The organism is Reyranella soli, from assembly GCF_007992495.1.
Lineage (GTDB): Bacteria > Pseudomonadota > Alphaproteobacteria > Reyranellales > Reyranellaceae > Reyranella > Reyranella soli.
On record NZ_BKAJ01000032.1, the window covers coordinates 90,149 to 116,335 of the forward strand.

25 protein-coding genes and 4 tRNA genes are annotated in these 26,187 nt (G+C 64.6%); 19 read left to right on the forward strand and 10 right to left on the reverse strand.

The features are described from left to right. The first annotated feature begins 94 nt into the window (after positions 1-94). On the forward strand, positions 95-754 hold the full coding sequence (locus RSO01_RS09840) for a TetR/AcrR family transcriptional regulator (RefSeq protein ID WP_147148697.1): 660 nt from the start codon (positions 95-97) through the stop codon (positions 752-754). Positions 755-820: 66 nt separating this feature from the next. Here the strand turns inward: RSO01_RS09840 and RSO01_RS09845 are convergent, their stop codons facing one another. Both RSO01_RS09845 and RSO01_RS09850 read right to left on the reverse strand, forming a co-directional pair. Next, positions 821-1,123, reverse strand: a complete 303-nt coding sequence (locus RSO01_RS09845; protein WP_147148700.1) for a putative quinol monooxygenase — start codon at positions 1,121-1,123, stop codon at positions 821-823. 18 nt (positions 1,124-1,141) lie between these two features. Then, positions 1,142-2,827, reverse strand: a complete 1,686-nt coding sequence (locus RSO01_RS09850) for an N-acyl-D-amino-acid deacylase family protein (RefSeq protein ID WP_147148703.1) — start codon at positions 2,825-2,827, stop codon at positions 1,142-1,144. A gap of 68 nt (positions 2,828-2,895) precedes the next feature. Between RSO01_RS09850 and RSO01_RS09855 the strand changes: the two genes are divergently transcribed. After that, a complete protein-coding gene (locus RSO01_RS09855; RefSeq protein ID WP_147148705.1) occupies positions 2,896-3,963 on the forward strand; it encodes a tartrate dehydrogenase in 1,068 nt (355 codons plus the stop codon). Between the two features lie 35 nt (positions 3,964-3,998). Then, positions 3,999-4,982, forward strand: coding sequence for a tripartite tricarboxylate transporter substrate-binding protein (locus RSO01_RS09860; RefSeq protein WP_147148707.1), 984 nt, complete (start codon positions 3,999-4,001; stop codon positions 4,980-4,982). A gap of 208 nt (positions 4,983-5,190) precedes the next feature. Here RSO01_RS09860 and RSO01_RS09865 read toward each other — a convergent pair whose 3' ends face one another. Further along, positions 5,191-5,559: a hypothetical protein gene (locus RSO01_RS09865; RefSeq protein WP_147148709.1), complete on the reverse strand. Its 369-nt coding sequence runs from the start codon at positions 5,557-5,559 to the stop codon at positions 5,191-5,193. A gap of 100 nt (positions 5,560-5,659) precedes the next feature. Beyond that, the gene (locus RSO01_RS09870) at positions 5,660-6,709 is read right to left on the reverse strand and encodes an alkaline phosphatase D family protein (protein ID WP_147148711.1); all 1,050 of its coding nucleotides are present in this window, start codon (positions 6,707-6,709) and stop codon (positions 5,660-5,662) included. A gap of 48 nt (positions 6,710-6,757) precedes the next feature. Here RSO01_RS09870 and RSO01_RS09875 point away from each other — a divergent pair, with 48 nt between their 5' ends. Beyond that, positions 6,758-7,267: a hypothetical protein gene (locus RSO01_RS09875; RefSeq protein WP_147148713.1), complete on the forward strand. Its 510-nt coding sequence runs from the start codon at positions 6,758-6,760 to the stop codon at positions 7,265-7,267. Between the two features lie 10 nt (positions 7,268-7,277). Next, a complete protein-coding gene (locus tag RSO01_RS09880) occupies positions 7,278-8,117 on the forward strand; it encodes a TauD/TfdA dioxygenase family protein (protein ID WP_147148715.1) in 840 nt (279 codons plus the stop codon). Positions 8,118-8,232: 115 nt separating this feature from the next. Here RSO01_RS09880 and RSO01_RS09885 read toward each other — a convergent pair whose 3' ends face one another. From RSO01_RS09885 to RSO01_RS09905, 5 genes are all read right to left on the reverse strand, one after another. After that, positions 8,233-9,426 (reverse strand): CaiB/BaiF CoA transferase family protein, encoded by a 1,194-nt coding sequence (locus RSO01_RS09885; RefSeq protein ID WP_147148716.1) that lies wholly within the window; start codon positions 9,424-9,426, stop codon positions 8,233-8,235. Continuing rightward, a complete protein-coding gene (locus tag RSO01_RS09890; protein WP_147148718.1) occupies positions 9,423-10,289 on the reverse strand; it encodes an HTD2 family dehydratase in 867 nt (288 codons plus the stop codon). Before RSO01_RS09890 ends, RSO01_RS09885 begins: the two co-directional genes overlap by 4 nt. A gap of 162 nt (positions 10,290-10,451) precedes the next feature. Continuing rightward, positions 10,452-10,868: a nuclear transport factor 2 family protein gene (locus RSO01_RS09895; RefSeq protein ID WP_147148721.1), complete on the reverse strand. Its 417-nt coding sequence runs from the start codon at positions 10,866-10,868 to the stop codon at positions 10,452-10,454. A 123-nt stretch (positions 10,869-10,991) separates the two neighbouring features. After that, positions 10,992-12,398 carry a type I glutamate--ammonia ligase gene (gene glnA / locus RSO01_RS09900; RefSeq protein WP_147148723.1) on the reverse strand — a complete coding sequence of 469 codons (1,407 nt, stop codon included), beginning with the start codon at positions 12,396-12,398 and terminating at the stop codon, positions 10,992-10,994. A gap of 57 nt (positions 12,399-12,455) precedes the next feature. After that, positions 12,456-12,794, reverse strand: a complete 339-nt coding sequence (locus RSO01_RS09905) for a P-II family nitrogen regulator (protein WP_092828392.1) — start codon at positions 12,792-12,794, stop codon at positions 12,456-12,458. Positions 12,795-12,994: 200 nt separating this feature from the next. Between RSO01_RS09905 and RSO01_RS09910 the strand changes: the two genes are divergently transcribed. The 13 genes from RSO01_RS09910 (at position 12,995) to RSO01_RS09970 (ending at position 25,684) form a co-directional block, all read left to right on the forward strand. Continuing rightward, the gene (locus RSO01_RS09910) at positions 12,995-14,161 is read left to right on the forward strand and encodes an aminotransferase (RefSeq protein WP_147148725.1); all 1,167 of its coding nucleotides are present in this window, start codon (positions 12,995-12,997) and stop codon (positions 14,159-14,161) included. 190 nt (positions 14,162-14,351) lie between these two features. Continuing rightward, on the forward strand, positions 14,352-14,984 hold the full coding sequence (locus RSO01_RS09915; protein WP_147148727.1) for a TetR/AcrR family transcriptional regulator: 633 nt from the start codon (positions 14,352-14,354) through the stop codon (positions 14,982-14,984). 8 nt (positions 14,985-14,992) lie between these two features. After that, entirely contained in the window at positions 14,993-15,607 is a 615-nt protein-coding gene (locus RSO01_RS09920; RefSeq protein WP_147148729.1) for a TetR/AcrR family transcriptional regulator, read from the forward strand. Beyond that, a complete protein-coding gene (locus RSO01_RS09925; RefSeq protein ID WP_147148730.1) occupies positions 15,604-16,230 on the forward strand; it encodes a TetR/AcrR family transcriptional regulator in 627 nt (208 codons plus the stop codon). The genes RSO01_RS09920 and RSO01_RS09925 overlap by 4 nt, the downstream gene beginning before the upstream one ends. A gap of 238 nt (positions 16,231-16,468) precedes the next feature. Next, positions 16,469-17,041, forward strand: coding sequence for a TetR/AcrR family transcriptional regulator (locus RSO01_RS09930; RefSeq protein WP_147148732.1), 573 nt, complete (start codon positions 16,469-16,471; stop codon positions 17,039-17,041). A 54-nt stretch (positions 17,042-17,095) separates the two neighbouring features. Beyond that, positions 17,096-17,172, forward strand: a tRNA-His gene (locus RSO01_RS09935). Positions 17,173-17,228: 56 nt separating this feature from the next. Further along, a complete protein-coding gene (locus tag RSO01_RS09940) occupies positions 17,229-18,722 on the forward strand; it encodes an NAD(P)H-hydrate dehydratase (RefSeq protein ID WP_308933086.1) in 1,494 nt (497 codons plus the stop codon). A gap of 34 nt (positions 18,723-18,756) precedes the next feature. After that, positions 18,757-18,841 (forward strand) — tRNA-Leu (locus tag RSO01_RS09945). A 231-nt stretch (positions 18,842-19,072) separates the two neighbouring features. Next, entirely contained in the window at positions 19,073-20,434 is a 1,362-nt protein-coding gene (tig, locus tag RSO01_RS09950) for a trigger factor (protein WP_147148734.1), read from the forward strand. Between the two features lie 91 nt (positions 20,435-20,525). Beyond that, positions 20,526-21,173, forward strand: a complete 648-nt coding sequence (locus RSO01_RS09955) for an ATP-dependent Clp protease proteolytic subunit (RefSeq protein WP_147148736.1) — start codon at positions 20,526-20,528, stop codon at positions 21,171-21,173. Positions 21,174-21,316: 143 nt separating this feature from the next. Next, the gene (clpX, locus tag RSO01_RS09960) at positions 21,317-22,588 is read left to right on the forward strand and encodes an ATP-dependent Clp protease ATP-binding subunit ClpX (protein ID WP_147148738.1); all 1,272 of its coding nucleotides are present in this window, start codon (positions 21,317-21,319) and stop codon (positions 22,586-22,588) included. Positions 22,589-22,761: 173 nt separating this feature from the next. Beyond that, positions 22,762-25,158 carry an endopeptidase La gene (lon, locus tag RSO01_RS09965; protein ID WP_147148740.1) on the forward strand — a complete coding sequence of 799 codons (2,397 nt, stop codon included), beginning with the start codon at positions 22,762-22,764 and terminating at the stop codon, positions 25,156-25,158. A 193-nt stretch (positions 25,159-25,351) separates the two neighbouring features. Then, complete coding sequence (locus RSO01_RS09970; RefSeq protein ID WP_373867887.1) at positions 25,352-25,684, forward strand: HU family DNA-binding protein; 333 nt, start codon at positions 25,352-25,354, stop codon at positions 25,682-25,684. 111 nt (positions 25,685-25,795) lie between these two features. Here the strand turns inward: RSO01_RS09970 and RSO01_RS09975 are convergent. After that, positions 25,796-25,870 (reverse strand) — tRNA-Val (locus RSO01_RS09975). Between the two features lie 233 nt (positions 25,871-26,103). Between RSO01_RS09975 and RSO01_RS09980 the strand changes: the two genes are divergently transcribed. After that, a tRNA-Asp gene (locus RSO01_RS09980) sits at positions 26,104-26,180 on the forward strand. The last annotated feature ends 7 nt before the right edge of the window (positions 26,181-26,187 follow it).

The following is a 26,187-nucleotide window of genomic DNA, read 5'->3' on the forward strand; positions in this document are numbered from 1 at the left end:
GTTTACAATGTTCAGAAGACCACCTGAACGGCGTTAACTGAACATTGATAAGTTATCGGCGTTCAGATAAGAGTCAAGTGGAAGGAGATCGTTTTTGACAGGGTTTGCGACAGTGTTGCCGGCCGGCCGCAAGCGCCGCGGCGAGGGCCATACTCGCCGGGAGGAGATCCTCCAGGCCGCCAAGGATCTGTTCCTGGAGCAGGGGTATGACTCGACCACGATCCGGCGAATCGCCGATCGTGTCGGCATTTCAGCGCCAGCGCTGTATCTCTATTTCAAGGACAAGGAAGCGCTGATGCTGGCGCTTTGCGATCAGACCTTTGCGCATCTGATAGAGGCGGTCGGCGAGATCGAGCGGACGGTGGCCGATCCGCTGGAGCGGGTGCGGCGGTTTGGCGAGGCGTACGTCCAGTTCGGCCTCAGCCATCCCGACGAGTACCGCCTGGTATTCCTGGGCGCCAACATCCCGGAGGCCATCCGCAAGGTCGGCCACAAGGCCGCGACCGACGATCCGACGAAGCCCGGAGTGGGCGGCGCGCTGGTCTTCAAGCGCCTGGTGGGCATCCTGACCGAGCTCGAGGCGTCGGGCACCAAGCTCAATTACCCGCCGGACACGTGCGGTGAGCTCTGCTGGATGGGCCTGCACGGCCTGGTCTCGGCCTTCATCCTGAAGCCCGAGTTCCCGTGGTCGGATCGCGAGCTGCTGGTCAAGGGCATGCTCGACATCCACCTGAAGGGCATTTTGCGCACTTAACAGGAGCACGGGCCTCTGGCCCGCTCACGAACCATGAGGCGAGCCAGAGGCCCGCGCTCCCAGCTATCAAGCGTTCTGCAGGACGTGGACGGCGCGGTTGGCCACGAGGTCCTTGTTCTTTTCGCCGTAGGCTTTCATGTGCGCCGAAGCGCCATGGGCCTTGAGGTCGTCCATCGACTCCCACTTTTCGATGACGACGAAAGTATCAGGACCGAACTTGGCGAACGGGCCGCCGTCGGTGTCGACCGTGGCGCCGTACTCGATGCAGCCCTTTTCGGCATGCACTGCCGGCACGTTGGCCTTGAAGTTCTTGAGGATTTCGTCCCGCTTGCCGGGCTTCGCGGTGATGATGGCGACGACGTGGATCATGATGTCTCCTCCTGAATTCTAAGCGGCACGCCCGTGACGTAGCAGGCGGCCGGGCAACCTGTCATTGGCCGCGACCGCATCCTTGCCGTCGCGACGGATCAGCTTGCCGTTGACGATGACGGCATCGATGCCGCTCGCCTCCGACACCAGTCGATCGGCGCCGGCCGGCAGATCGTAGACGCGCTTGAGCGGCCCCGGCCCGACTGTCTTGGGATCGAACACCACGACATCGGCCGGGCGGCCTTCGGCCAAAAGGCCGCGATCGGTGATGCCGAACATCTCGGCCGGCCGCTGCGTGAGATTGTGCACCGCCTGCTCGACCGTAAACGTCTTCTTCTCGCGTACCCAATGCCCGAGCAGGTACGTCGAATAGCAGGCGTCGCAGAGCTGGCTGGCGTGGGCGCCGGCATCGGACAGCGCGATGATCGTGTTGGGATCGGTGATGAGCTCGGCCACTTCCTTCTCGTCGAAGTTCATCACGGCCATGCGGAAGCGCGCCTGCAAGTCGTTGGCAAGCGCCAGCTCGAGCGCGAGATCGACGGGATCCTTGCCGAGCTTGCGCGCCGCATCGGCAAGCGGCTGCTCCTCGAGCTCGCGCGCCGACGGCGCCCAGGCGATGATCACCCGGTCCCACCAGTTCCGGAACAGCGGCGTCACCTCGGAGCGCAGCTTCTCGCGCCACGCCGGATCGGCATAGGCGCGGCGGCGCGTGCCGGGCGACTTCGCGTCCTCGACGGCGAGCTCGTTCATGAACTTCATGACGTCGAAGATAAACGGCTCGGCGAAGGTGAACTCGAAGTTGAGCGGCCGGCAGCTCACCTGCGGGATCACCAGCGCGCCTGCTTTCCTCTGCTCGGCGGCGAGGTCGAGCTGCTTGCGATGGCCACCCGGTCCGTAGAGGTAGGAGAGCAGGGCGGTCCACGTCACCGGCACGTTGTACTTGCGGCTGACCTCGGCCATGTGGCGCGTGGAGAAGTCGCGGCCGATGGTGATCTGCATCAGGCCGCGCTTGAGCTCGCCCATGACGGAGACCAGCGCGTCCATCTCTTCCACGGTGGCCTGGCGGCTGGGCACCGGCTTGCCGGCATAGCCGTTGTGGCTCACCGACACCGAGGTGCCGAAGCCGATGGCGCCGGCGTCCATCGCCTCGCGCACCAGCTTCTTCATGGCGCCGATCTCGTCGGCCGTGGCGGCGCGTTCGGTCGATTCCTCGCCCATGATATAGAGGCGCAACGGCGTGTGGCCGAACAGAGCGGCGACATTGATCGCCGAGCCGCGCTTCTCCAGCGCGTCGAGATACTGCGGGAAAGTCTCGAACGGCCAGCTCATGCCGAGGCCGGCCTCAAGCGCTTCGAGGCTCATGCCCTCGACCTTCTCGAGCGTCTGCATGATGAGCTTGCGATGGATCGCCTTGGTCGGCGCAACACCGAAGCCGCAGTTGCCGATCACCGTGGTGGTCACGCCATGCCACGGCGAGATGCTGAGCATGCGGTCCCACAGGATCTGGGCGTCGTAGTGCGTGTGCACGTCGACGAAGCCTGGCGAGACCACTTTGCCCTTGGCGTCGATGGTCGTAGTGCCCGGCCCCTCGGCCTTGCCCAGCGCCACAACCTTGCCGTCCTTGACGCCGACGTCACCAGTGAAGCCGGGCTTGCCAGAACCGTCGACGATCGTGCCGCCCGTGATCTTGAGGTCGTAGGTCATTGCTGCCCCTTGGGCTTGCTCCAAAACACCCGTCCAGTATACGTCGTTCGGCGTCGCAGGAGGAAAGCATGGCCAAGCATAAGATCGCACTCATTCCGGGAGACGGAATCGGCAAAGAGGTTCTGCCCGAGGGCGTGCGCGTGCTCGAAGCCGCGGCGCGGCGCTTCAACTTCCAGCTCGAGTTCACCGACTTCGACTGGTCGTGCGATCGCTTGCTGCAGACCGGCAAGATGATGCCGGACGACGGCATGGAGCAGCTCAAGGCTTTCGAGAGCATCTTCCTCGGTGCGGTCGGCTGGCCGGGCGTGCCCGACCACGTTTCGCTGTGGGGTCTGTTGATCCCGATCCGCCGCGACTTCGACGAGTACGTGAACCTGCGCCCCGTCCGCCTGTTCGAGGGCGTGCCGTCGCCGCTCGCCAACCGCAAGCCGGGCGAGATCGATTTCTGGGTGGTGCGCGAGAACACCGAGGGCGAGTACAGCCAGATCGGTGGCCGCATGTTCCAGGGCACCGACATGGAGTTCGCCATCCAGGAGGCGATCTTCACGCGTAAAGGCGTCGACCGCGTGCTGAAGTTCGCCTTCGAGTTCGCCAGCAAGACCAAGAAGAAGCACGTGACGTCGGCCACCAAGTCCAACGGCATCATCCATACGATGCCGTTCTGGGACGAGCGCTTCGCCGAAATGAAGAAGAACTATCCCGACATCAAGGCCGACCAGTATCACATCGATATTCTCACCGCGCACTTCGTGCGCAATCCCGACTGGTTCGATGTCGTGGTCGGTTCCAACCTGTTCGGCGACATCCTGTCGGATCTGGGCCCTGCGCTCACCGGCTCGATCGGCGTGGCGCCCTCGGGCAACATCAACCCCGAGCGCAAGTTCCCCTCAATGTTCGAGCCGGTGCATGGCTCGGCGCCGGACATCGCCGGCAAGTGGATCGCCAACCCGATCGGCCAGATCTGGTCGGGCGCCATGATGGTGCGACATCTCGGCTACCCCGAGGCGGCCGAGGCCATCGAGCGGGCGATTGCGGCCTCCCTGGTCGAAGGCGGCCCCCGGACGCGGGACCTGGGCGGCAATGGCGACACTAAGACCGTCGGGGCGGCCATTGCGGAGCTTGTGAAGACGGTGTAGCTCGCCCTGAGGTTGATCGCTTCAGGGAGTTTTCGATGAAAAGACGCACTCTGCTGGCCGCGACCGCGGCGAGCGGGCTTGCGGCCATGCCCGTTGCTTCGATGGCCCAGGCCTATCCGAGCAAGCCCATCACGGTGGTTGTGCCGTTCGCGGCCGGCGGCCCGACCGATGCGCTGGCCCGTATCCTGTGCCAGCGCATGGGCGAAGCGCTGGGCCAGCAGCTGATCGTGGAGAATGTCGGCGGCGCCGGCGGCACGATCGGCGTCGCCAAGGTCGCCCGTGCGACCCCCGACGGCTACACGATCGCCTTCACCCACATGGGCACGCTCGCCGTCAACATCGCGCTCTACAAGTCGCTGCCCTACGACAGCCAGAAGGACTTCGAGCCGGTCGGGCTCGGCGGCACCAATCCCATGGTGCTGGTCACCAAGAAGGACCTGCCGGCCGAGACCTTCCCGGAATTCCAGGCCTACGTGAAGGCCAATGAGAAGAAAGTGCAGTACGGCATGGCCGGCATCGGCGCCGCCTCGCATCTCGGCGGCCTGATGCTGAACAGCATGATGAAGGTCGACGTGCTCGAGATCCCGTACAAGGGAACCGGCCCGGCGCTGAACGATCTCGTGTCCGGCCAGTTCGACTACATGGTCGACCAGGCCGTGAACGTGCTGCCGCAGATCAAGAGCGGGAACATCAAGGCGCTGGGCGTGTCGACGACCAAGCGCCTGTCGCAGTTGCCCGACGTGCCGACCATCGATGAAGCCGGCCTGAAGGGGTACGAGGTCACGATCTGGAACGGCTTCTTCGCGCCCAAGGGCACGCCCAAGGACGTCGTCGCCAAGCTCAACCAGGCGCTGGTGACGACGCTCTCCGACGACAAGGTCAAGGTGCGGCTGACCGAGCTCGCCGTCGACCTGCCCGAGGGCAAGGAAACGACGCCCGAGGCGCTGGGCGCGCAGCTCAAGGCCTCGATCGACAAGTGGGTGCCCGCCGTGCGGGCCGCCGGCGTCAAGCCGGAGTAGGGCTCGCCGATCGCAGGGCCGCCCATTGTGCGGCCCTGTTCTTGCCGGAGCGTGGACCCCTGCCTTCGCCGAAGCGAAGCCGTTTCGGCTTCGCGCAGGCAGGTCCAGGTCCGCTCATACTCTTCGTCTTCCGGACCGCCGGCCTCTGGCCGGCATCAGGAGCATGAGCCGGCCGGAGGCCGGCGGTCCGGAAGAGCGCTGAGCTAGTCTAGTTGCGCGGCGCGTTGCCACCAAAGCCGCCATACTGATCGCCGCCACCCTGAGGCAGCTGGCCGCCCGGCGGCGGGCCTTGACGCTTGCCGCTGTTTGTCGTGCCGTTGCTGCTCTGGGCCCGCGATGGATCGCCGTGGTGCTTGCGCCGGTGAGATGACCCGCCCTGCTGTTGATCGCCATTGGTGCGCTGGCGCGGTGGCTTCGCAGCCGGACCATTCTGCGGATTGGAAGGAGGGGCGTCGGTATTGGTGCCGCGATTGGTCGGCGGAGGCTGGTCGCTGTTGCGATCCTGGGAGAGCACCGGTTGTGCAGAAAGAGCCGAGGCGAAAAGCGATACGAAAGCGAGTCCCTTCACATGGGTCATGCACGTCCTATGAGCTGAAGATCAGCCGATCAATCAATCGCCGGCCTTGCTCAAGTTACGACTGCGCTTCGTTCGCCATCCCTGGGTTCAATCAGGGCAATTACTTGGCAATCTGCAGTTCATCGAACGTGATGACGACGGAGCGCTGCGTCGTGCCGCCCTCATCGCGCAGCGCCAGCGTGACGTGACGCGCCCACCAATCGATGTCGACGATGCCAAAGTTCGGCGCCGCATAGAGCGCGCCGAGGCGATTGGTTCCGGGCTCTTTCGCGGCCGAGAACGCCTTGTTGATGCCGCTCGACGTCACTTCGTAGAGCGGCGGCATGTCGGCCGGTGCTTCGCGATAAAGCGCGCCGATGTGGCGATCGCCCGACAGCAGCACGACGCCTTTGGCACGCGAGTCTCGAATGGTATCGATCAGTTTCTGGAGCTCGAGCGGGAAGTTGCCCCAGCGCTCCCAGCCATGGCCTTCCGCCAGCACCTGGATGCTCGACACCAGCAGGCGAAGCTCGGCGGGCTTGCGCAGCTCCGCGGCAAGCCACGCCCATTGCGTCTCGCCCAACATGGTCTTCGCCTGATCGGGGTCGGGCAGGTAGCGTTCCTTGCCCGGCGCGCCGCGCTGGTCGGTGATCTTGAGCGGCGAGCGGAACCAGCGCATGTCGAGCAGAATGATCTGCACGCGCATACCCGGCGGGCCGATGATCTGCGCATCGTAGAGGCCTTCGCGGGTGCGCCGGACGTCGGTTGCCGGCGCCTTCCAGAAGTCCAGGAAGAGATCCTTCGACACTGCCTTGTAAGGGAAGTCGCCGCCGCCGTCGTTCAGGCCATAGTCGTGGTCGTCCCAGATCGCGAGATGGCTGACGCTGTCGCGCAGCTTGTTGTAGCCCGCGATGGCGTCGGCCGTGGCGTAGGCCTTGCGCAGAGGGCCGGCGTCGGCGGTGTTGAAATCGCCGTAGACGTTGTCGCCGGCGAAGATGAAAAGCTCGGGTTTGTAGGCGAGAATGGCGTCCCAGACGGGCTGCGAATCGGCCTGCTCGGCGCATGAGCCGAAGGCGATGCGCGTCAGCGGACGCCGGGCCTGGGCAAATAGGCCGGACGGTAGCAGCGTGGCCGCAGCCATGAGCTGGGCAAGAGTGCGGCGGAGGAGCATGGTGGTGGTCACTCAAATGCCAGGATTGCAGCTTTAGTTGTCACTACCGTGAAACGCCATCTCAAATACGCCCTCGAACTGCTGTTCGTGCCCATTGCAGCGGCGATCGTCTTCATCGAGGAGACGCTGCTGCGCTACCTTGGGCTCGCCATGGCGGCGATCGCCAAGTGGCCGCCCGTTGCGGCGATCGAAGCTTGGTTACGGCGCCTGCCGCCGTGGGGCGCTCTGCTGGCCTTCGCTGCGCCTTCACTGCTGGTGATTCCGATCAAACTTTCCGCTGTCTGGTTTGCCCTGCATCATCGCTACGGTCTGTCGCTGTTGAGTATTGTCATCGGCAAGATGCTGGCCACGGCCTTGGTGGCGCGGCTCTACATGGTGCTGCGGCCGACCCTGGTGCGGATGGCCTGGTACCTCAAGGCCGAGACTCGGCTGTTCGACTGGCGCGACCGGCTCTACGCCTTCGTGCGAGCCCTGCCGGCTTGGCAGAGGGCGAAGGCGCAGGTTCAGAGTGTGCGGCGCTGGCTGCGCGAAATGGTCTTTCGAGCTTCGTCGCGCTAGGGTTCGCAGCATGCCTGAAGTCGTTTCTTGCAAGGGGCCGCTCGGCGCGCGCATCGAGGGTCTCGATCGCAGCCGCGCCGGCGAGCCCGAAGTCACAGCTTTCCTGAACCGCACGCTGGCCGAGTACCTGCTGGTCGTGGTGCCGGGCGAGCGTATGGCGCCCAGCGAGACGCTGGCCTTCGCGCGGGCGTTCGGCACACCCAGGACCCAGCTACTGCGCTACAAGCGCAGTGGCGATGTACCGGAAGTGTCGGTCATGGTGTCGACCCTGATGGCCGACGGCACGACCGACAAAACGGCGCTCCGTGCCGAGGACTGGCATACCGACGATTCGTACTTCGCGGTCCCTGCCAAGGCGACGTTGCTGCACGGCATCGAGATCCCGAGCCGCGGCGGCTCGACCTGGTTCTGCAACATGCACTCGGTCTACGAGGCGCTGCCCGGAGAGCTTCGCCGGCGCATCGACGGCATGCGGGCCATCCACGGCTACGACACGCCGCGCGCCCGCAACCGGCCGTCGGCGCGCACGCCGCAGGAGATCGCCGAGACGCCCGACGTCGAGCATCCTCTGGTGCGCACTCACCCGGAGACTGGCCGCAAGGCGCTCTATCTCAATCCCAACCGGCTCGACCGCATCGTCGGGCTGGAGCGCGCCGAGAGCGACGCGCTGCTCGACGAACTGGCCGACGAGGCGCGCAAGCCGCGGCACCATTTCGGGCATGTCTGGGCGGCGGGCGATATCGTGATCTGGGACAACCGCGCCACCATGCACCGGGTGATGATCGACTACCCGATGGGCGAGCCGCGGGTGACGCAGCGCGTGCTGATCGAGGGCGAGAAGCCGGTCTAGTCTTGCCGGACCGCGGGCCTCCAGGCCCGCTCATAGTCTTCGTCTTCCGGACCGCGCGGGTCCTCGCTCGCCTCATGATCATGAGCGGGCCAGGAGGCCCGCGGTCCGGCAAGAGTCAACGCACGGCGCCGGCTGCTTTCATCGTCTCGATCTCGGCGTTCGAATAGCCCGCTTCCGACAGCACCTCGCTCGTGTGCTCGCCGAGCCTGGGCGCGTGGGTGAGCTTGGAGCGATCTCCGCCGGAGAAGGTGTTGGCAGGTTTGGTGCGGCGGATCTTGCCTTCGGTGGGATGGTCCTCGGCGCTGAAGAAGCCCACGTCGGTGAGATGTGGATCGGTCAGCAGGTCGTCGATCGAGTTGTAACGGGCCGCCGGGATGTCGAGCTCATCGAAGATTTTCAGCCACTCATTCGTGGTCTTCTGCGCGAGGCCCGCCTTGCGGACCTCGAAGTAGGCGGCGGAGTTGGCGGTGCGGCTGCCGGGGCTATCGAAGCGCGGGTCGGTCTTGAGCTCGGGCCGGCCGATGGCGTCGAAGAAACCGAAGGCATGCGGGTTGGTATTGGGTGCGACGGTGATGTAGCCGTCCTTGGTCGGCAATGGCCGGTAGTCGGGCGTCAGCAGGCGGTTGTCGCCGCTCGGCCCGACTGGCGGGTCGAAGGTCATGGCGCCCATGTGCTCGCTCGACACGAACGAGGCCATGTTCTCCAGCATCGGTACGTCGATCGCCTCGCCCTTGCCGGTCTTCTCGCGGCGATAGAGGGCGAAGCCGATGGCCTGCGCGGCGATCAGCCCGCTGGTGTGATCGCTCATCACCATGGGCACGAAGCGCGGCTCGCCGGTCGCGCGGGCGAGGGTGCCGGCGACACCTGACAGGCTCTGCACGATCGGATCGTAGGCGGGGCGGTTGTAGTATCGGCCGCCGCGGCCGAAGGCCAGGATCGAACAGTGAATGAGCTTGGGGTGCTTGGGCGCCAGGCTCTTGTAGTCGAGGCCGGCGCGGGCGAGGCCTTCGGGCCGCACGTTGCTCACGAACACGTCGGCGTTCGCGATCAGCCGCTTCATCGCAGCAAGCCCCTCGGCCTTCTTGAGGTCGAGCACGATCGAGCGCTTGTTGCGGTTGAAGTTGATGAACTTGCCCGACATGCCGGGGTTGCGGCTGCCACGCGCCATGGTGCGCAGAAGGTCGCCGGCCGGGGCTTCGACCTTGATCACGTCGGCGCCGTAGTCGGCCAGCGTGCGCGTGCAGATCGGCCCGACCACGACCGTCGTCAGGTCGACGACGCGCACGCCATCGAGAGGGCCGCCATTCATTGCGTGAACTCCAGGTCCATCTCGCCGCACAGCACGCCGTTCTTGTCGGCCGCCCAGATCCTGAGCTTGCCGTCCTTCTGCTGCTCGCCGCGCACCTCGATGGACTCACCGACCCACAGCGGATGGACGAGCCGCGTGGTGTAGGTTGCGAGCGTGCCCTGGGCATGCTTGAGCGCCGCATCGACCATCAGGTGCATCGACAGGCCGCCGTTGGAGACGATGGCAGGATAGCCTTCCTCGCTGCGCGTGTAGTCGCCGTCGTAGTGGATGCGATGGGCGTTCCAGGTCAGCGCCGAGAAGCGGAAGTTGAGCGTGTTCGTGAGTTCGGTGCGCTCACTCCAGGCGTGATCGGTGCGCGCCTTGGTCGGCACGGTCGCCGTGGTCTTCTGTCCCGCCGGCACCGCCTGCCGGTAGATCGCATCCATTTCGTCGACCGCGAGGGTCTTGCCGCCCTGCTCGTAGGTGTGGCGCATGGTCAGCACGAAGATGTCGCCCGAGCGGCCGGTCTTGGGGACGATGTTGGCGACCTCCGCTTTCTTCACGGCGGGCTCGCCGACGCGCAGCCGGCCCATGACCTTGACCCGGCGGCCGGCGCCCATGCGGCGCGGCATCGGGATCGGCGGAAGCACGACGCCTTTCTTGGCGTGGCCGTCCGGCCCGATCTCGCTCTGCAGCACCGTCTCGACGCCGATGAAGCTGAACCAGTGCGGCGGCAGCTCGGTGCCACGGACAATCGTCGCCGGATCTACGTTGAAGGTGCCGGCGGCACGCCGTACCGACATCAGTCCGACATCGTCCTCGACGGTGCGTACGCGGCCGATCCAGGGCCGCAGATCGTTCATCGCCTCGTCCATCCAGCTCATCTCGTCATCCTCCGTGGGAGCGGAAAATCGCACGCATCCCCGGAAAGAAGAAGGGCCTGCTTTCGCAGGCCCTCCGCATCGAAAGCGAAGGCTGTCATCCCGAGCGTAGCGAGGGACCTTTCCTGCGGCCCCAAAGGCCCCTCGCTTCGCTTGGGGTGACAGTTATTTGTTGCGGACAGCCAACAAAGCCTTGAGGCCCTGCCAACCCCAGTAGACGCGGTGATAGACGATCAGGCCGTCCTCGATGTCCATCGATTCGAACAGGTCGACCTGCGTGCTGCCGCTGGGCGTGAGCCGCGGATACTCCCAGGTGAGGAGGCGGCCGTTGGAGAAGAAGAGCCCGCTGCGATAGAGCTCAGTGAACTCCGCCTTCAGGTTCGCGAAATTGCGGGCGAACAGTTTTTCGATCTCGCTGTGACCGCGCAGGATGCCGTCGTCGCGCTCGGGGAACTGCGCCAGGACGGTGGGACTCTCGAACACGGCATGCTCGGCATAGAGCGCCATCAGGCCGGCGAGGTCCTGGGACATCAGCGTCTTGTGCCACTGTTCGTAGATGTGACGGATTTGAGCGTCTGACATGGCGGCTCTCCTGGTGAGTGGGAGCAAGCCAATAGTCTGATCCTGCTGACAGCGTTGTGTCAGCAGCGGCCAAAAAGAAAAGGGGACCCGAAGGTCCCCTTTCCATCGATCTCCGAGGCTCGCTCAGATCGAGTAGTACATCTTGTACTCGACCGGCGCCGGCTGGTGCTCCCAGTTGTAGACCTCTTCCCACTTGAGCTCCATGTAGGCGTCGATCTGGTCGTCGGTGAACACGCCGCCCTTGGTCAGGAAGGAGCGGTCGGAGTCGAGGCTGTTCAGCGCCTCGCGCAGCGAGCCCGCCACGGTCGGAACCTTGGTCAGCTCTTCCGGCGGCAGGTCGTACAGGTTCTTGTCCATCGGGTCGCCCGGATGGATCTTGTTCTGGATGCCGTCGATGCCGGCCATCAGCATCGCCGCGAAGGCGAGGTACGGGTTGGCCGACGGATCGGGGAAGCGGACTTCCACGCGCTTGCCCTTCGGCGAGGCCGAGTAGGGGATGCGGCACGAGGCCGAGCGGTTGCGCGAGGAGTAGGCCAGCAGCACCGGCGCCTCGAAGCCCGGGATGACGCGCTTGTAGGAGTTGGTGCTGGCGTTGCAGAAGGCATTGAGCGCCTTGGCGTGCTTGATGATGCCGCCGATGTAGTACAGCGCCGTCTCCGACAGGTCGGCATAGCCCGAGCCCGCGAACAGTGGCTTGTTGTCCTTCCAGATCGACTGGTGGGTGTGCATGCCCGAGCCGTTGTCGCCGTACAGCGGCTTCGGCATGAAGGTCAGCGTCTTGCCGTAGCTGTGGGCGACGTTGTGCAGGGTGTACTTGTACTTCTGCACGTTGTCGGCGGTCTTCACCAGCGTATCGAAGCGAAAACCAAGCTCGTTCTGCGCCGGCGCCACCTCATGGTGATGGATCTCCATGATGAGGCCCATGTCAGTGCAGACCGACATCATCTCGGCGCGCAGGTCGTTCATCGAATCGACGGGCTGGACCGGGAAGTAGCCGCCCTTGACGCCCGGGCGATGGCCCATGTTGCCGCCTTCGTACTCGGCGCCGGAGTTCCACGGCGATTCGCTCGAGGTGACCTTGTAGAAGCTGCCGCCCATCGAGACGTCGAAGCGCACGTCGTCGAACACGAAGAACTCGAGCTCGGGGCCGAACACGGCGGTGTCGCCCATGCCGGCCGACTTCAGGAAGGCTTCGGCGCGCTTGGCGGTCGAACGCGGGCAGCGGGCATAGAGCTGGCCAGTCGACGGCTCGACGACGTCGCAGTTCACGATCAGCGTGGTCTGCGCGGCGAAGGGATCGAGCACGGCGGTCGACGGATCGGGCATCAGGATCATGTCGGACTCGTTGATCGCCTTCCAGCCGGCGATCGATGAGCCGTCGAACATCACGCCGTCGACGAAGGAGCTTTCATCGGTGGCCGAGGCCATACGCGCGGTGTGCTGCCACTTGCCGCGCGGATCGGTGAAACGGAAGTCGACGAATTTGACGTCCTTTTCCTTGATCAGCGCGAGAACCTGTTTGGCGTCCATCTGTCGTGCTTCCCTTTGCTGTGGTCACTCTTTGCCTCTGCCCCCAGAGGCTAGGTCTCATACGGCGGCGTCTCCACGCTCGCCAGTACGAATTCGAATTGCGTCGTCGATGCTCGAGACGAAGATCTTGCCGTCGCCGATGCGGCCGGTGTGGGCCGAACTGCGGATCGCCTCGACCGCCTTTTCGACCATCTCGTCCTCGATGATCAGCTCGAGCTTCACCTTGGGCAGGAAGTCGACGACGTACTCGGCGCCGCGGTAAAGCTCGGTGTGGCCTTTCTGGCGGCCGAAGCCCTTGGCCTCGAGCACCGTGATGCCCTTGAGGCCAATCTGATTGAGGGCGTCCTTCACCTCATCGAGCTTGAAGGGCTTGATGATCGCTTCGATCTTCTTCATTTGGCTGGGACACCCCGCACGCAGACACCGGGCCTGCCTATCGAGACAGTCCGTTTGGAGTTCAAGGAAGCAGAGTTCATGCCATACTTATCAACAACGGCTGGCCGTGAATTGCACTCCTCGAGTGGCTATTCGTTGGGCTGATTGTCGAATTTCAGGGCATATAACTGATCAATAATAAGTCACATACGAGCGCGCTTATGAAACCCGTGAATTCATTGATGTCCGGCCTTGGAACGACGGTCTTCGAGGTGATGTCGGGCCTGGCCCGCGAGCATCAGTCGGTCAACCTCGGACAGGGCTTCCCCGACGACAAGGGGCCGGAAGAGGTGAGGGTGGCGGCCGCCGACTATCTGATGACGGGGCACAACCAGTACCCGCCGATGATGGGCATCCCGGAGCTGCGCCAGGCCGTGGCCGAGCACGCCAAGCGCTTCCAGGGCCTCGACATCGATTGGCAGAGCGAGGTGCTGGTCACCTCGGGCGCGACCGAGGCGCTGGGCGACTGCCTGTTCGGCCTGATCGAGCCGGGCGACGAGGTCGTGCTGATCGAGCCGCTCTACGACTCTTACCTGCCGATCGTGCGCCGGGCAGGGGGCATCCCGAAGCTGGTGCGGCTGGAGCCGCCGACATGGCGGCTGCCGCGCGAGGAACTGGCGGCGGCGTTCAGCGGTCGCACCAAGCTCATCCTGTTCAACACGCCGATGAATCCCTGCTCGAAGGTGTTCGATCGCGAGGAGCTCGACTTCATCGCCAAGCTCTGCCTCAAGCACGACGCTTATGCCGTGTGCGACGAAGTCTACGAGCACATCATCTTCGATGATCGTCGGCATCTGTCGATCATGACGCTGACGGACATGCGAGAGCGCACGGTGCGCATCGGCTCAGCCGGCAAGAGTTTCAGCCTGACGGGCTGGAAGGTGGGCTACGTCACGGCGGCGCGTGAACTCATGAAGGTCATCGCAAAGACCCATCAGTTCATGACCTTCACCACGCCGCCCAACCTGCAGTGGGGGGCGGCAACCGGGTTACGCCTGGGCGACAGTTATTTTTCAGGCCTCGCCGCCGACATGCAGCGCAAGCGGGATCATCTCGCCCATGCCCTGTCCGATATCGGTTTCGATGTCCTGCCGGCACACGGCACCTACTTCGTGACGACCGATTTCCGGCCGTTGGGCTTCAACGGCACGGACGAAGATTTCTGCCGCCACATCACGGTCGAAGCCGGGGTGACGGCCGTGCCGGTCAGCGCCTTCTATGACGCCCCCGAGCATGCCCCACGCCACCTGGCGCGCTTTTGTTTTTGTAAGCACGACGAGACGCTCAACAGCGCAATCGATCGGCTTGGACGCCACTTTAGGAAATAATCACAATGGGCTAGCCGACTTTCTTCAGTTCTGATCGGCGTCACGATCGTTACAATTTGCACCGCAGCCTACCCCAAAGTGTGCATGTACTTACTGCATTTCGATTGCTAATATATTTGTTGCAGCCCGAGGCGCCGAGACGCGAAATGCCGTGTCGCGGCGGCCGTAGGCACATGACCTGACGAAGACCGTGTCCACAACGACGACCACCGCCCCACGACCTGCCCGCATCGACGGTCGCCGCCTGCGCAGCGAGCGAACCAAGCAGTTGATCATCGAGGCTTACCTCGCGCTGCTGCGCGAGAACCCGGTGACGCCCATGCCGACGGCGGCCCGCATCGCCGAGCGTGCCGGCTATTCGGTGCGTTCGATCTTCGAGCGCTTTCCCGATCTCAACAAGCTCAGGGCCGCGGCGGCGGACTACCAGCTTGCCCAGGCGGCGGCACTTGCCCCGCCGCGCAACATCGACGGCGATCGGCAGACCAGGATCAAGTCGCAGGTCGAGACCCGCGCCGGCACCTGTGATCGCGGCGTAGCGCTGTGGCGCGTCCTGATCTTCAGCCTCGACCAGGACGAAGAGCTGAAGCCGCGGGTCCGCATCGCCCGCGAGCGCACCATCGAGCGCATGGAGATCATGTATCGGCCGGAGCTCTCGACGCTGTCGGAGCGCGACCGCAAGCACATACTGATCGCGCTCGAAGCCATCACCGATATCGAAAGCTGGGCACGCATGCGCGAGCTCTATGGCCTGTCGTTCGAGGAAGCGTGCGGCGTGTGGATACGCGCCGTCGACCGCATGCTGCCGCCGACGCCGTCGAACTGAGGACGATCATGGGTCCGCCTTCGTCTTCCCCGGACGGCCGGCGCCTGCGCAGCGAGCGGACCAAGCAGTCGATCATGGAGGCCTATATCGAGCTGCTGCGCGAGCGGCCCGAGATTCCGACGGCCGCCCAAATCGCTGCCCGCGCCGGGATTTCGACGCGGTCGGTCTTCGAGCGGTTCGTCGACCTGCAGGGACTAAGCCTTGCCACTGTGGACCATGCCTTCGCGATGGGCGAGGCGCAGGCCGTCGCACGCAACATCGATGGCGACCGGCAAACCCGCGTGCGGTCGCATGTCGAGACCCGTGCCCAGACCTGTGAGCATTGGCTGCCGGTATGGCGCGTCGTCATCGCCAACCTGGGCAGGCTCGACGCGCTGCGCGAGCGCGTCCGCTTCATTCGGCAGGTGATCGTCAAGCGCATGGAGCTGATGTATCGGCCGGAGCTCGAGGGTCTTCCCGCCCAGGAACGCCGTGACCTCTTGATCGCGCTTGAGGCGCTGGTCGATTTCGAGAGTTGGGGCCGCATGCGCGAGAGCCATGGGCTGTCGTTCGACGAGGCGTGTTCGGTGTGGATGCGGATGATCGATCGCCTCCTTCCGCCGACGCCGCACGGCCAGCCATGAGCGGGACCGATATGTCGCCGCCCCGGCCGACCCGCGTCGATGGTCGGCGTCTGCGCAGCGAGCGAACCAAGCAGTTGATCATCGAGGCCTATCTCGCTCTCGCGCAGGAGAACTCGCCGCAGGTGCCGACGGCCGCCGAGATCGCCCATCGCGCGGGCTACTCCGTGCGCTCCGTGTTCGAGCGCTTCCCCGACATCCGGGCCTTGCAGATCGCGGCGACCGACTACGCCCTGGTCCAGGTCGCGGCACTGGCGCCGGCGCGCGATAGCCACGGCGATCGCGCGACGCGCATTAGGACCCAGGTCGAGACGCGCGGCCAGAGCTGTGAGCGCTGGCTGCCGCTGTGGCGTTCGCTGGTCGTCAACCAGGGCGATTCGCCCGAGCTCAAGCAGCGGATCGTGCTGTCGCGTCAGCGTGTCATTGCCCGGCTGGAGTTGATGTACGCGCCGGAACTGTCGACGCTGCCCGAAACCGAGCGTCGCTATGTCCTGATCGTGCTGGAAGCCCTGACCGACGTCGAAAGCTGGGCGCGGATGCGGGAATTCTTCGGCTTGTCGTTCGAGGAGGCGTGTCTTGCCTGGCGCCAGGCGATCGACCGGCTGTTGCCGCCGACACCTGCCTAGTTGTAGTTACTCAGCGGTAACTTCTGGCGCTTTGTTGCAGTTACGGCTAAAATTTGCAGCACCACAATCACAATTTGCAGCTTTCGGGTTTCGGTACCCGGACTGTGCGAATGCCGACTTTGGCTTGCAGACGATCAATCCTGGCCGTTCCTGTGAATCGCCCCCGACCTGAACTGTGACTTGAACATCCTTGTCCTCCGTAATCGCTTCTAAATCTTCCCGGATCGACGGCCGGCGCTTGCGCAGTGCGCGCACGAAGCAGTTGATCATCGAGGCCTACCTCGCGCTGCTGCGCGAAAGCCCGCAAATCCCGACGGCTGCAACGATTGCCGAGCGGGCGGGGTATTCGGTGCGCTCGGTGTTCGAGCGGTTTCCGGACCTGCATGCACTGCGCGTGGCGGCCACGGACTATGCCTTTACCCAGGGCACGGCGCAGGCCGTGGCGCGCGACTTTTCCGGCGATCGCTACACCCGCGTAAAATCTCACGTCGAGACGCGTAGCTGGATCTGCGAGCAGTGGCTGCCGTTGTGGCGCGCGTTGAACGCCAACCAGGGCGATTCGAACGAACTGAAGTCCAGGATCAATCTGATACGCCAGGCGATCCTCAAGCGCATCGAGCTGATGTACGACCCCGAGCTCTCGACCCTGAACGAAACCGCGCGCCGGCAGACCTTGATCGCCATCGAGAGCCTGATCGACTTCGAGAGCTGGGCGCGGATGCGCGATTTCGGCGGCATGTCCATCGAGGAGGCGCGCGAGGTATGGGTCATGTCGATCGACCGCCTGCTGCCGCCGACGCCTGTTTCTTGACGCTTTGTGCCGGCAAGCGTAGGAAGGCGCCGCTTCGCGGGAGCGACCACGGTGGCGGCCGTAGCTCAGGTGGTTAGAGCGCCAGATTGTGATTCTGGATGTCGCCGGTTCAAGTCCGGTCGGCCGCCCCAATCGCTCGCACGCCCGTTTGCTCGGGTGCTCACGCACCTGGGCTGTTGAGCCCTCGGTGCGTGAGCTAAAGCCCCGCGACGACCTCGTCATCCTGACATGCGCCGAGATGGGCCGAGCCGACGCCGCCGCCATCGCGGGCGGCGTGCCGGGTATCGACCTGATGGAGGCGGCGGGCCGGGCCGTGGCAGATGCCGTTACCGCGCACCATGCGCGCCAACCGGTCGTCGTCCTGTGCGGTCCCGGCAACAACGGCGGCGATGGCTTCGTGGCGGGGCGTCATCTGCAGGCAAGGCGCTGGCCGGTGCGGCTGGGCCTGTTGGGCGAGCGTCGCGCGCTGAAAGGCGATGCAGCCTGGGCGGCCGCTACTTGGGCTGGCGAGGCGGCGCCGCTGACGCTCGATCTGCTCGACGGCCGGCCGCTGGTGATCGACGCGCTGTTCGGCGCGGGACTGACGCGGCCCATCCAAGGCATCGCCGGCGACCTCATCGATCGGATCAACGGCGAAGCGCTCACGACCGTGGCCGTCGATGTGCCCAGCGGCCTGCACGGCGATAGCGGCGAGATCATGGGCCGTGCGCCGATGGCGACGCGGACGGTCACGTTCTTTCGCGCCAAGCCGGGCCACTATTCGCTCGAGGGATTGCGACGCTGCGGCGCGCTCGAGGTTGCCGACATCGGCATTACGCCAACCGTGTTGCGTGAGATCGCGCCACGTCTTTGGCTGAACGCACCGGCGTTGTGGCAGTCGCATCTGCGGCGCACCGACCGCGGCGACCACAAATACGCGCGCGGCCACGCCACCATCCTGGCGGGCGAAATCGCCACCGGCGCTGCGCGTCTTGCGGCGCTCGGCGCGCGCCGGGCAGGAGCAGGGCTCGTCACCATCGCCACGCCGCCTGCGGCACTTGCCGTCTATCAAGCGGCCGAACCGGGCAATCTCGTCACGGTGTGCAAGGACGGTGACGCTTTCGCCCGGCTGCTCGAGGATGAGCGGCGCAACGCGATCCTGGTCGGGCCGGGCTCCGGCGTCGGCGAGCGCACGCGCAACGCCGCGTTGGCGGCGCTGGCGACCCGTCGCCCGGTCGTGCTCGATGCCGATGCCATCACCGTCTTTGCCAGGTCGCCGGCTGAGCTGTTCGCTGCCGTCCAGGGCCAGGCTTTGCTCACGCCCCATGAAGGCGAATTCCGGCGCCTCTTTCCCGACCTCGTGGCGATCCCCGCGAAGGTCGAGCGCGCCCGCCAGGCGGCGAGGCTGAGCGGGGCGACGGTGCTCCTGAAGGGGTCCGACACCGTGATCGCCGCGCCCGACGGACGCGCGGTCATCAACGTTCATGCTTCGCCCGGCCTCGCCACGGCAGGAGCGGGGGACGTGCTTGCAGGGATCGCCGCCGGCCTCTTGGCGCAAGGCCTGTCAGCGTTCGCCGCCGCCGCCGCTGCCGCTTGGCTCCATGGCGACTGCGCACTGCGGTTTGGCCATCCTGGCCTCATCGCCGAGGATCTGGTCGGACAAATTCCGTATGCGCTGCAGGCGGCACTAGCAGCGAATTGACCGTGTGGCCGGCGCGGGCTAGGGCAGCGGCCAAGCGGGCGTGGTGAAATTGGTAGACACGCGAGATTTAGGTTCTCGTGCCGCAAGGCGTGGGGGTTCAAGTCCCTCCGCCCGCACCAGATGCTAGGGATACCCAGGCATCACCTCGCGGATGCTAGCGTAACGATCATCGCCCCTTGCGTGCGACAGCCAGTGCAGGTAGACGCTCGCATCCTTACAAGCCAATCAAAGACCGGCGTATAGTGGAGACGTGGCACTGGGCTCGTGCTCTCAGACAATAGTCCAATGAAATCAGCGTACTGCGATTGCTCCAACGCCCTCGCCGGCGGGTCAGAAGTGAAGGTAAGACGATGCAAGTGACGGAACTCTCGGCCGAAGGGCTGAAGCGGCAATTCAAGATCGTTGTCCCGGCAGGCGACCTGTCGGCCAAGGTCGACGAGCGCCTGGCCGAGCTGGCCAAGACTGCGCAGATGCCGGGCTTCCGCCAGGGCAAGGTGCCGGTCGGACTGCTGAAGAAGCAGTATGGCCAGGCCCTGTTCGGCGAAGCGCTGGAGGCGGCCGTCAATTCGAGCACGGCCAAGGCGATCGAGGATCGCGGTCTGAAGCCTGCGCTGCAGCCGCGCGTCGACCTCAAGACGCTGGAAGAGGGCAAGGACGTCGAGTTCGAGGTCGTGATCGAAGTGCTGCCCGAGATCGGCAAGCTCGACTTCTCGGAAGTAGAGCTCGAGCGCCTCAAGGCTGCCGTGCCCGAGAAGGACGTCGAGGACGCGATCAGCCGCATCGCCAAGGCCAACCGGGAGCAGAAGCCGGTCGACCCGCCGCGCCCGGCGCAGAAGGGCGACGCCATCAAGCTCGACTTCGTGGGCTCGGTCGACGGCACGGAATTTCCTGGCGGCGCCGCACAGGACTACACGCTGGAGCTTGGCTCGGGCTCGTTCATTCCGGGCTTCGAGGATCAGCTGATCGGCGCCGAGGTCGGCAAGACCGTCGACGTGAAGGTGACCTTCCCGGCCGAGTACGGCGCGCCCGAGCTCGCCGGCAAGGACGCCGTCTTCAAGTGCACGATCAAGGAGATCCAAGAGTTCGTCGACAAGCCGGCCGACGATGAGCTCGCCAAGAAGAACAACTTCGAGAACCTCGACGCCATGCGCAAGGCCGTGGCCGATCGCATCAGCCAGGACTACGCGCAGGTCTCGCGCACGATGATCAAGCGCCAGCTGCTCGACAAGCTTGCCGACACCCATAAGTTTGAGGTGCCCGAGGGCCTGGTCGAGGGCGAGTTCAACGCCATCTGGCAGCGCATCGAGGAAGCCAAGAAGTCCGGCCAGAAGGTCGACGACGATGAAGAAAAGATGCGCAAGGACTACCGCGACATCGCCGAGCGCCGGGTTCGCCTGGGCCTGCTGCTGGCCGATGTCGGCCGTTCCAACTCGATCGACGTTACGCCCGAGGAGCTGAACCAGGCGGTGATGCGCGAGGCCATGCGCTATCCCGGCCAGGAGCGACAGGTTCTGGAATTCTACGGCAAGAACGCCGAGCTGAAGGAGCGCCTGCGCGCGCCGATCTTCGAGGAGAAGACCGTCGATTTCATCCTCGAGCTGGCCAAGGTCAACGAGAAGTCGGTTACGCCCGAGGAACTGCTGAAAGCGGCTCGCGAGGCCGAAGAGGCCGAGGACGAGGACTCGCCGAAGAAGGACGAGCCGAAGGAATAGTGGGCGACGAATTGATCCAGGGTGGAGCGATGGTCTTGAACCGGACCATCGCCGCTGCCACTTTTATGGCCAGTCACAATGGGGGCCCGCGATGAGTCGCGACCGCAATCCACTCGAGATCTACAACAACTACTATGTGCCGATGGTCGTCGAGCAGTCGGCGCGCGGCGAGCGCGGCTACGACATCTGGTCGAGACTGCTCAAGGAACGCATCATCTTCCTGAACGGTCCGATCGAGGACAACGTCGCCGGCCTGGTCTGTGCCCAGCTCCTCTATCTGGAAGCCGACAATCCGACTAAGGACATTTCGTTCTACATCAACTCGCCAGGCGGCGTGGTGACGTCGGGCATGGCGATCTACGACACCATGCAGTACATCCGCCCACAGATCTCGACCCTGGTGTTCGGCCAGGCGGCGTCGGCCGGCTCGCTGCTGCTGATGGCCGGCCAGAAGGGCAAGCGGTTCGCGCTGCCCAACTCGCGCATCATGATCCACCAGCCATCGGGCGGCGCCCAGGGCCAGGCGACCGACATCGAGATCCATGCCCGGGAGATCCTTGCGACCCGGGCACGGTTGAACCAGATGTACGTTACCCACACGGGCCGGACGATCGAGGAGATCGAACGGGCGATGGAGCGGGACAAGTTCTTCTCGCCGCCGGAGGCCAAGGAGTTCGGACTTATCGACGACGTGCTCGAGAAACGCCCGACTCCGACCATCCAAGCGGCTGCTTCGTAGGGAGCAGCCGCGACCAATTGTTTCTTGGTTGGCCCTCGGTACACCATATTTTGAGGTTGTGGCGGTCCGGGGGTCGAGTTTAACATAGTCTTGCGTGCGGGCCCGTAGTCAGCGGGCTCCCCAAGCGGAGGTGCGTTAAGGCCATGCCAGCCGCCAAGTCCGGGGGCGACTCCCGCAACACCTTGTACTGTAGCTTCTGCGGGAAGAGCCAGCACGAGGTCAGAAAGCTCATTGCCGGGCCGACGGTGTTCATCTGCGATGAATGCGTCGAACTCTGCATGGATATCATCCGGGAGGAGAGCAAGACCACCTTGGTCAAGTCCAAGGATGGGGTGCCGTCTCCCAAGGAAATCCGCCAGATCCTCGACGACTATGTGATTGGCCAGGATCAGGCCAAGCGCATCCTGGCCGTTGCGGTGCACAATCACTACAAGCGCCTCAGCCACGGCGGGAAGGCGAACGACGTCGAGATCGCCAAGTCGAACATCATGCTGATCGGCCCCACGGGCTGCGGCAAGACACTGCTCGCCCAGACGCTGGCGCGCATGCTCGACGTGCCGTTCACCATGGCCGATGCGACGACGCTGACCGAAGCGGGTTACGTCGGCGAGGACGTCGAGAACATCATCCTGAAGCTGCTGCAGTCGGCCGACTACAACGTCGAGCGGGCGCAGCGCGGCATCGTCTATATCGACGAGGTCGACAAGATCAGCCGCAAGTCCGACAACCCGTCGATCACGCGCGACGTGTCGGGTGAGGGCGTGCAGCAGGCGCTGCTCAAAATCATGGAAGGCACTGTCGCCTCCGTGCCGCCGCAGGGCGGGCGCAAGCATCCGCAGCAGGAGTTCCTGCAGGTCGACACGACCAACATCCTGTTCATCTGTGGCGGCGCCTTCTCGGGTCTCGATAAGATCATCTCGATGCGTCGCCAGGGCACGTCGATCGGTTTCGGCGCCGAAGTGCGCGGGCCGGAAGACCGTCGCACCGGCGAGGTGTTGCGCGATCTCGAGCCTGAGGATCTGCTGAAGTACGGCCTGATCCCTGAGTTCGTCGGCCGCCTCCCGGTGGTCGCGACGCTCGAGGACCTCGACGAGAGCGCGCTGATCGAGATCCTGACGCGGCCGAAGAATGCGCTGCTCAAGCAGTACCAGCGGCTGTTCGACATGGAGAGCGTGAAGCTCAAGTTCTCCGAGGACGCGCTGCGCGCCGTCGCCCAGAAGGCGATCCTGCGCAAGACCGGCGCGCGTGGCCTGCGCTCCATCATGGAGACGGTGCTGCTCGACACGATGTACGACCTGCCGTCGCTCGACGGGGTCGAGGAAGTCGTTATCAATCGCGAAGTCATCGAAGGACGGGCTCAGCCGCTGTATGTGCACGGTGAGCGCAAGGAAGGCATCGCTGCCGCCCCGGCCTGACTTTTGCAGCGCCGGTGGCAGCCCCCGCCGGCGACCCGCCGTGGTCTTGAACAACCCTCTGTTCGGGCCAATCTTTGCTAGTGAGTGCGCGTGCCGGCAGGTCGCGGATCGCCCATTGCGGGGATCGCGGCCAGGGTGCGGGTAGCTCTAACAGCGTATGTAGCGAGGCAGTCATGAACGCCCCCACTGTAGGCACCACCTATCCCGTCCTGCCGTTGCGCGACATTGTCGTGTTCCCCGGCATGATCGTGCCGCTCTTCGTCGGCCGCGAAAAGAGCGTGAAGGCCCTCGAAGAGGTCATGAAGGACGACAAGCAGATCCTGCTGATCGCCCAGAAGAACGCCAGCCAGGACGATCCCGGGCCTGAGGACATCTACACCATCGGCACGCTCGGCACGGTGCTGCAGCTGCTGAAGTTGCCTGACGATACCGTGAAGGTGCTGGTCGAAGGCGGCAAGCGCGTCAGGATCGTCAGCTACACCGGCAAGGCGGACTTCGTCGAGGCCAACGCCGTCGACATGGAGGAGACGGTGTCGGACGCCTCCGAACTGCAGGCCGCGGCGCGGTCCGTGGTCTCGGAGTTCGAGAACTACGTCAAGCTGAACAAGAAGGTGCCGCCTGAGGTGGTCGTCTCGATCGCCAAGATCGACGAGCCCGCCAAGCTTGCCGACCAGATCTCCCAGCACCTGGCGCTCAAGGTCCCCGAGAAGCAGCAGCTGCTCGAGCTCGACTCGGTCAGCAAGCGGCTTGAGCGCATTCTCGGCCTGATGGAAGGCGAGATCGGCGTGCTGCAGGTCGAGAAGAAGATCCGCAACCGCGTGAAGCGTCAGATGGAGAAGACGCAGCGCGAATACTATCTCAACGAGCAGATGAAGGCGATCCAGAAGGAGCTTGGCGAGACCGAGGACGGTCGCGACGAGATCTCCGAGATGGAGAAGCGCATCAAGAAGACGCGTCTCAGCAAGGAGGCGCGCGAGAAGGCAAATGCCGAGCTGAAGAAGCTCCGCACCATGAGCCCGATGTCGGCCGAAGCGACGGTGGTGCGTAACTACCTCGAATGGCTGCTGTCGATCCCGTGGCGCAAGCCCACGAAGATCATCAAGGACCTCAAGTACGCCGAGGACGTGCTCAACGCCGATCATCACGGCCTTGAGAAGGTCAAGGAACGTATCCTCGAGTACCTCGCGGTTCAGCAGCGCGTCGACAAGATGAGGGGCCCGATCCTGTGCCTGGTCGGCCCGCCGGGCGTCGGCAAGACTTCGCTCGGCAAGTCGATCGCCAAGGCGACCGGCCGTAATTTCGTGCGCATGTCGCTGGGCGGCGTGCGTGACGAAGCCGAGATCCGCGGCCATCGCCGGACCTATATCGGCTCGCTGCCGGGCAAGGTCCTGCAGAGCATGAAGAAGGCGAAGTCGTCGAACCCGCTGTTCCTGCTCGACGAGATCGACAAGCTCGGCGCGGATTTCCGCGGCGATCCGTCGTCGGCGCTGCTCGAGGTCCTGGATCCCGAGCAGAACTCGACCTTCAACGACCATTACCTCGAGGTCGATTACGACCTGTCGAACGTGATGTTCATCACCACGGCGAACTCGCTGCGCATGGCGCAGCCGCTGATGGATCGCATGGAGATCATCCGGCTGGCCGGCTACACCGAGGACGAGAAGGTCGCGATCGCCCGCAAGCACCTGATCGTCAAGCAGATCGAGGCCAACGGCCTCAAGGAAGGCGAGCTCGACATCGGCGACGATGCCGTGCGCGACCTCGTGCGCTACTACACGCGCGAGGCCGGTGTGCGTAACCTCGAGCGCGAGATCGCCAACCTGGCGCGCAAAGCCACCAAGGAAATCCTCATGAAGGGGACGGCCAAGGTGAAGGTGCGGGCCAAGAACCTCGACAAGTATGCCGGCGTCCGTCGCTTCCGCTTCGGCGAGGCCGAGCTCGAGGATCTTGTCGGCATCACGACGGGTCTGGCGTGGACAGAGGTCGGCGGCGAGCTGCTGCAGGTCGAAGCCGTGCTGGTGCCCGGCCGCGGCCGGGTGACCGTCACCGGCAAGCTGGGCGATGTCATGCAGGAGTCGGTGCAGGCGGCCAACGCCTATGTCCGGTCTCGTGCCAACTCGTTCGGCATCAAGCCGGTGATGTTCGAGAAGCGCGACATCCACGTGCACGTGCCCGAGGGCGCCACGCCGAAGGACGGCCCGTCGGCGGGTGTCGCGATGATCACCTCGATCGTCTCGGCGTTGACCGGCGTGGCGGTGCGCAAGGAAGTCGCCATGACCGGCGAGATCAGCCTGCGCGGCCGTGTCATGCCGATCGGTGGCCTGAAGGAGAAGCTGCTGGCCGCGTTGCGCGGTGGTCTCAAGACCGTGCTCATCCCCAAGGAGAATGAGCGCGATCTGCCGGAGATTCCCGACAACGTGAAGAAGGGCCTGGAGATCGTGCCGGTCTCGACGGTCGACGAGGTCCTGGCCCGCGCGCTGGTCAAGCCGCTGGTCGCCATCGAGTGGCCGAACGACCTCGAAGTGGCGGCCGCCAAGCCGGCCGAAGGCGCCGAAGTCCGCGCCCACTGAGCGGTCCACAACGAACGAACGGTGAAGCCCCGGAGCGATCCGGGGCTTCGTCGTTTTGGGTTCTTCCGGACCGCCGGCCTCCGGCCGGCTCATGAGCCGGCGAGATGCCGGCGACCCGGAAGGGGGAAAAGGCCTTTCCTCGCTACCTATGCGGTTTTAGGCCCGTCTTTCCTACAAAATATGGTATTCAACGTTGACGCGGTTTTCCGCGCGCCCTTACACTCCCGCCAGCCGGATCATTGGGGGTCTGCCTGTGAATAAGCACGATTTGATTGCCGCCGTTGCCGCTTCGACCAACCTGTCCAAGACCGACGCAGCCGGCGCGATCGAAGCGATGCTGACGGTCATCACCAAATCATTGAAGAAGAAGGAAAAGGTCCTTCTGGTCGGCTTCGGCACCTTCCAGGTGTCCAAACGCAAGGCCGCCGAGGGCCGCAACCCCCAGACCGGCGAGAAGATCAAGATTCCGGCCGCCAACGTCCCGCGCTTCAAGGCCAGCAAGCAGCTCAAGGACGCGATTAACTAGACGGGGAGAGGGGTGGGGCTGGCTCGCCAAGCCGTAGCTCGCGGGCCACAAAGCCCGCCTTCGCCCTTTGGGCTTCGGCGGGCAGCCTTCACTCGCTTCGCGAGCGAAGGCTGGTGGGCGATGACGGGATCGAACCGCCGACCTGTCCCGTGTAAAGGGAATGCTCTACCGCTGAGCTAATCGCCCGGCGGCGCTTCTAGCACATCTCGACGGATTGCGGCGGCATAACGCAAGTCGTTCACAGATGTCCGGGTGACGTGCTCGCTGCAATTTGCAAATCACCCGACACTCTTTCGCGGCTCTCTGCCAACGTGCGGAAAGCGTCGATATTTCCGGCACTTACGCACGCCTTCGCGATTGCGGTATGCTTGACACTATATAGGGTGTCCTATATCTCTCGCGCGCCGTTGGGGACTTACGCGGGCGTAGTTCAGTTGGTTAGAACGCCGGCCTGTCACGCCGGAGGTCGCGGGTTCGAGTCCCGTCGCTCGCGCCAGCCCCAA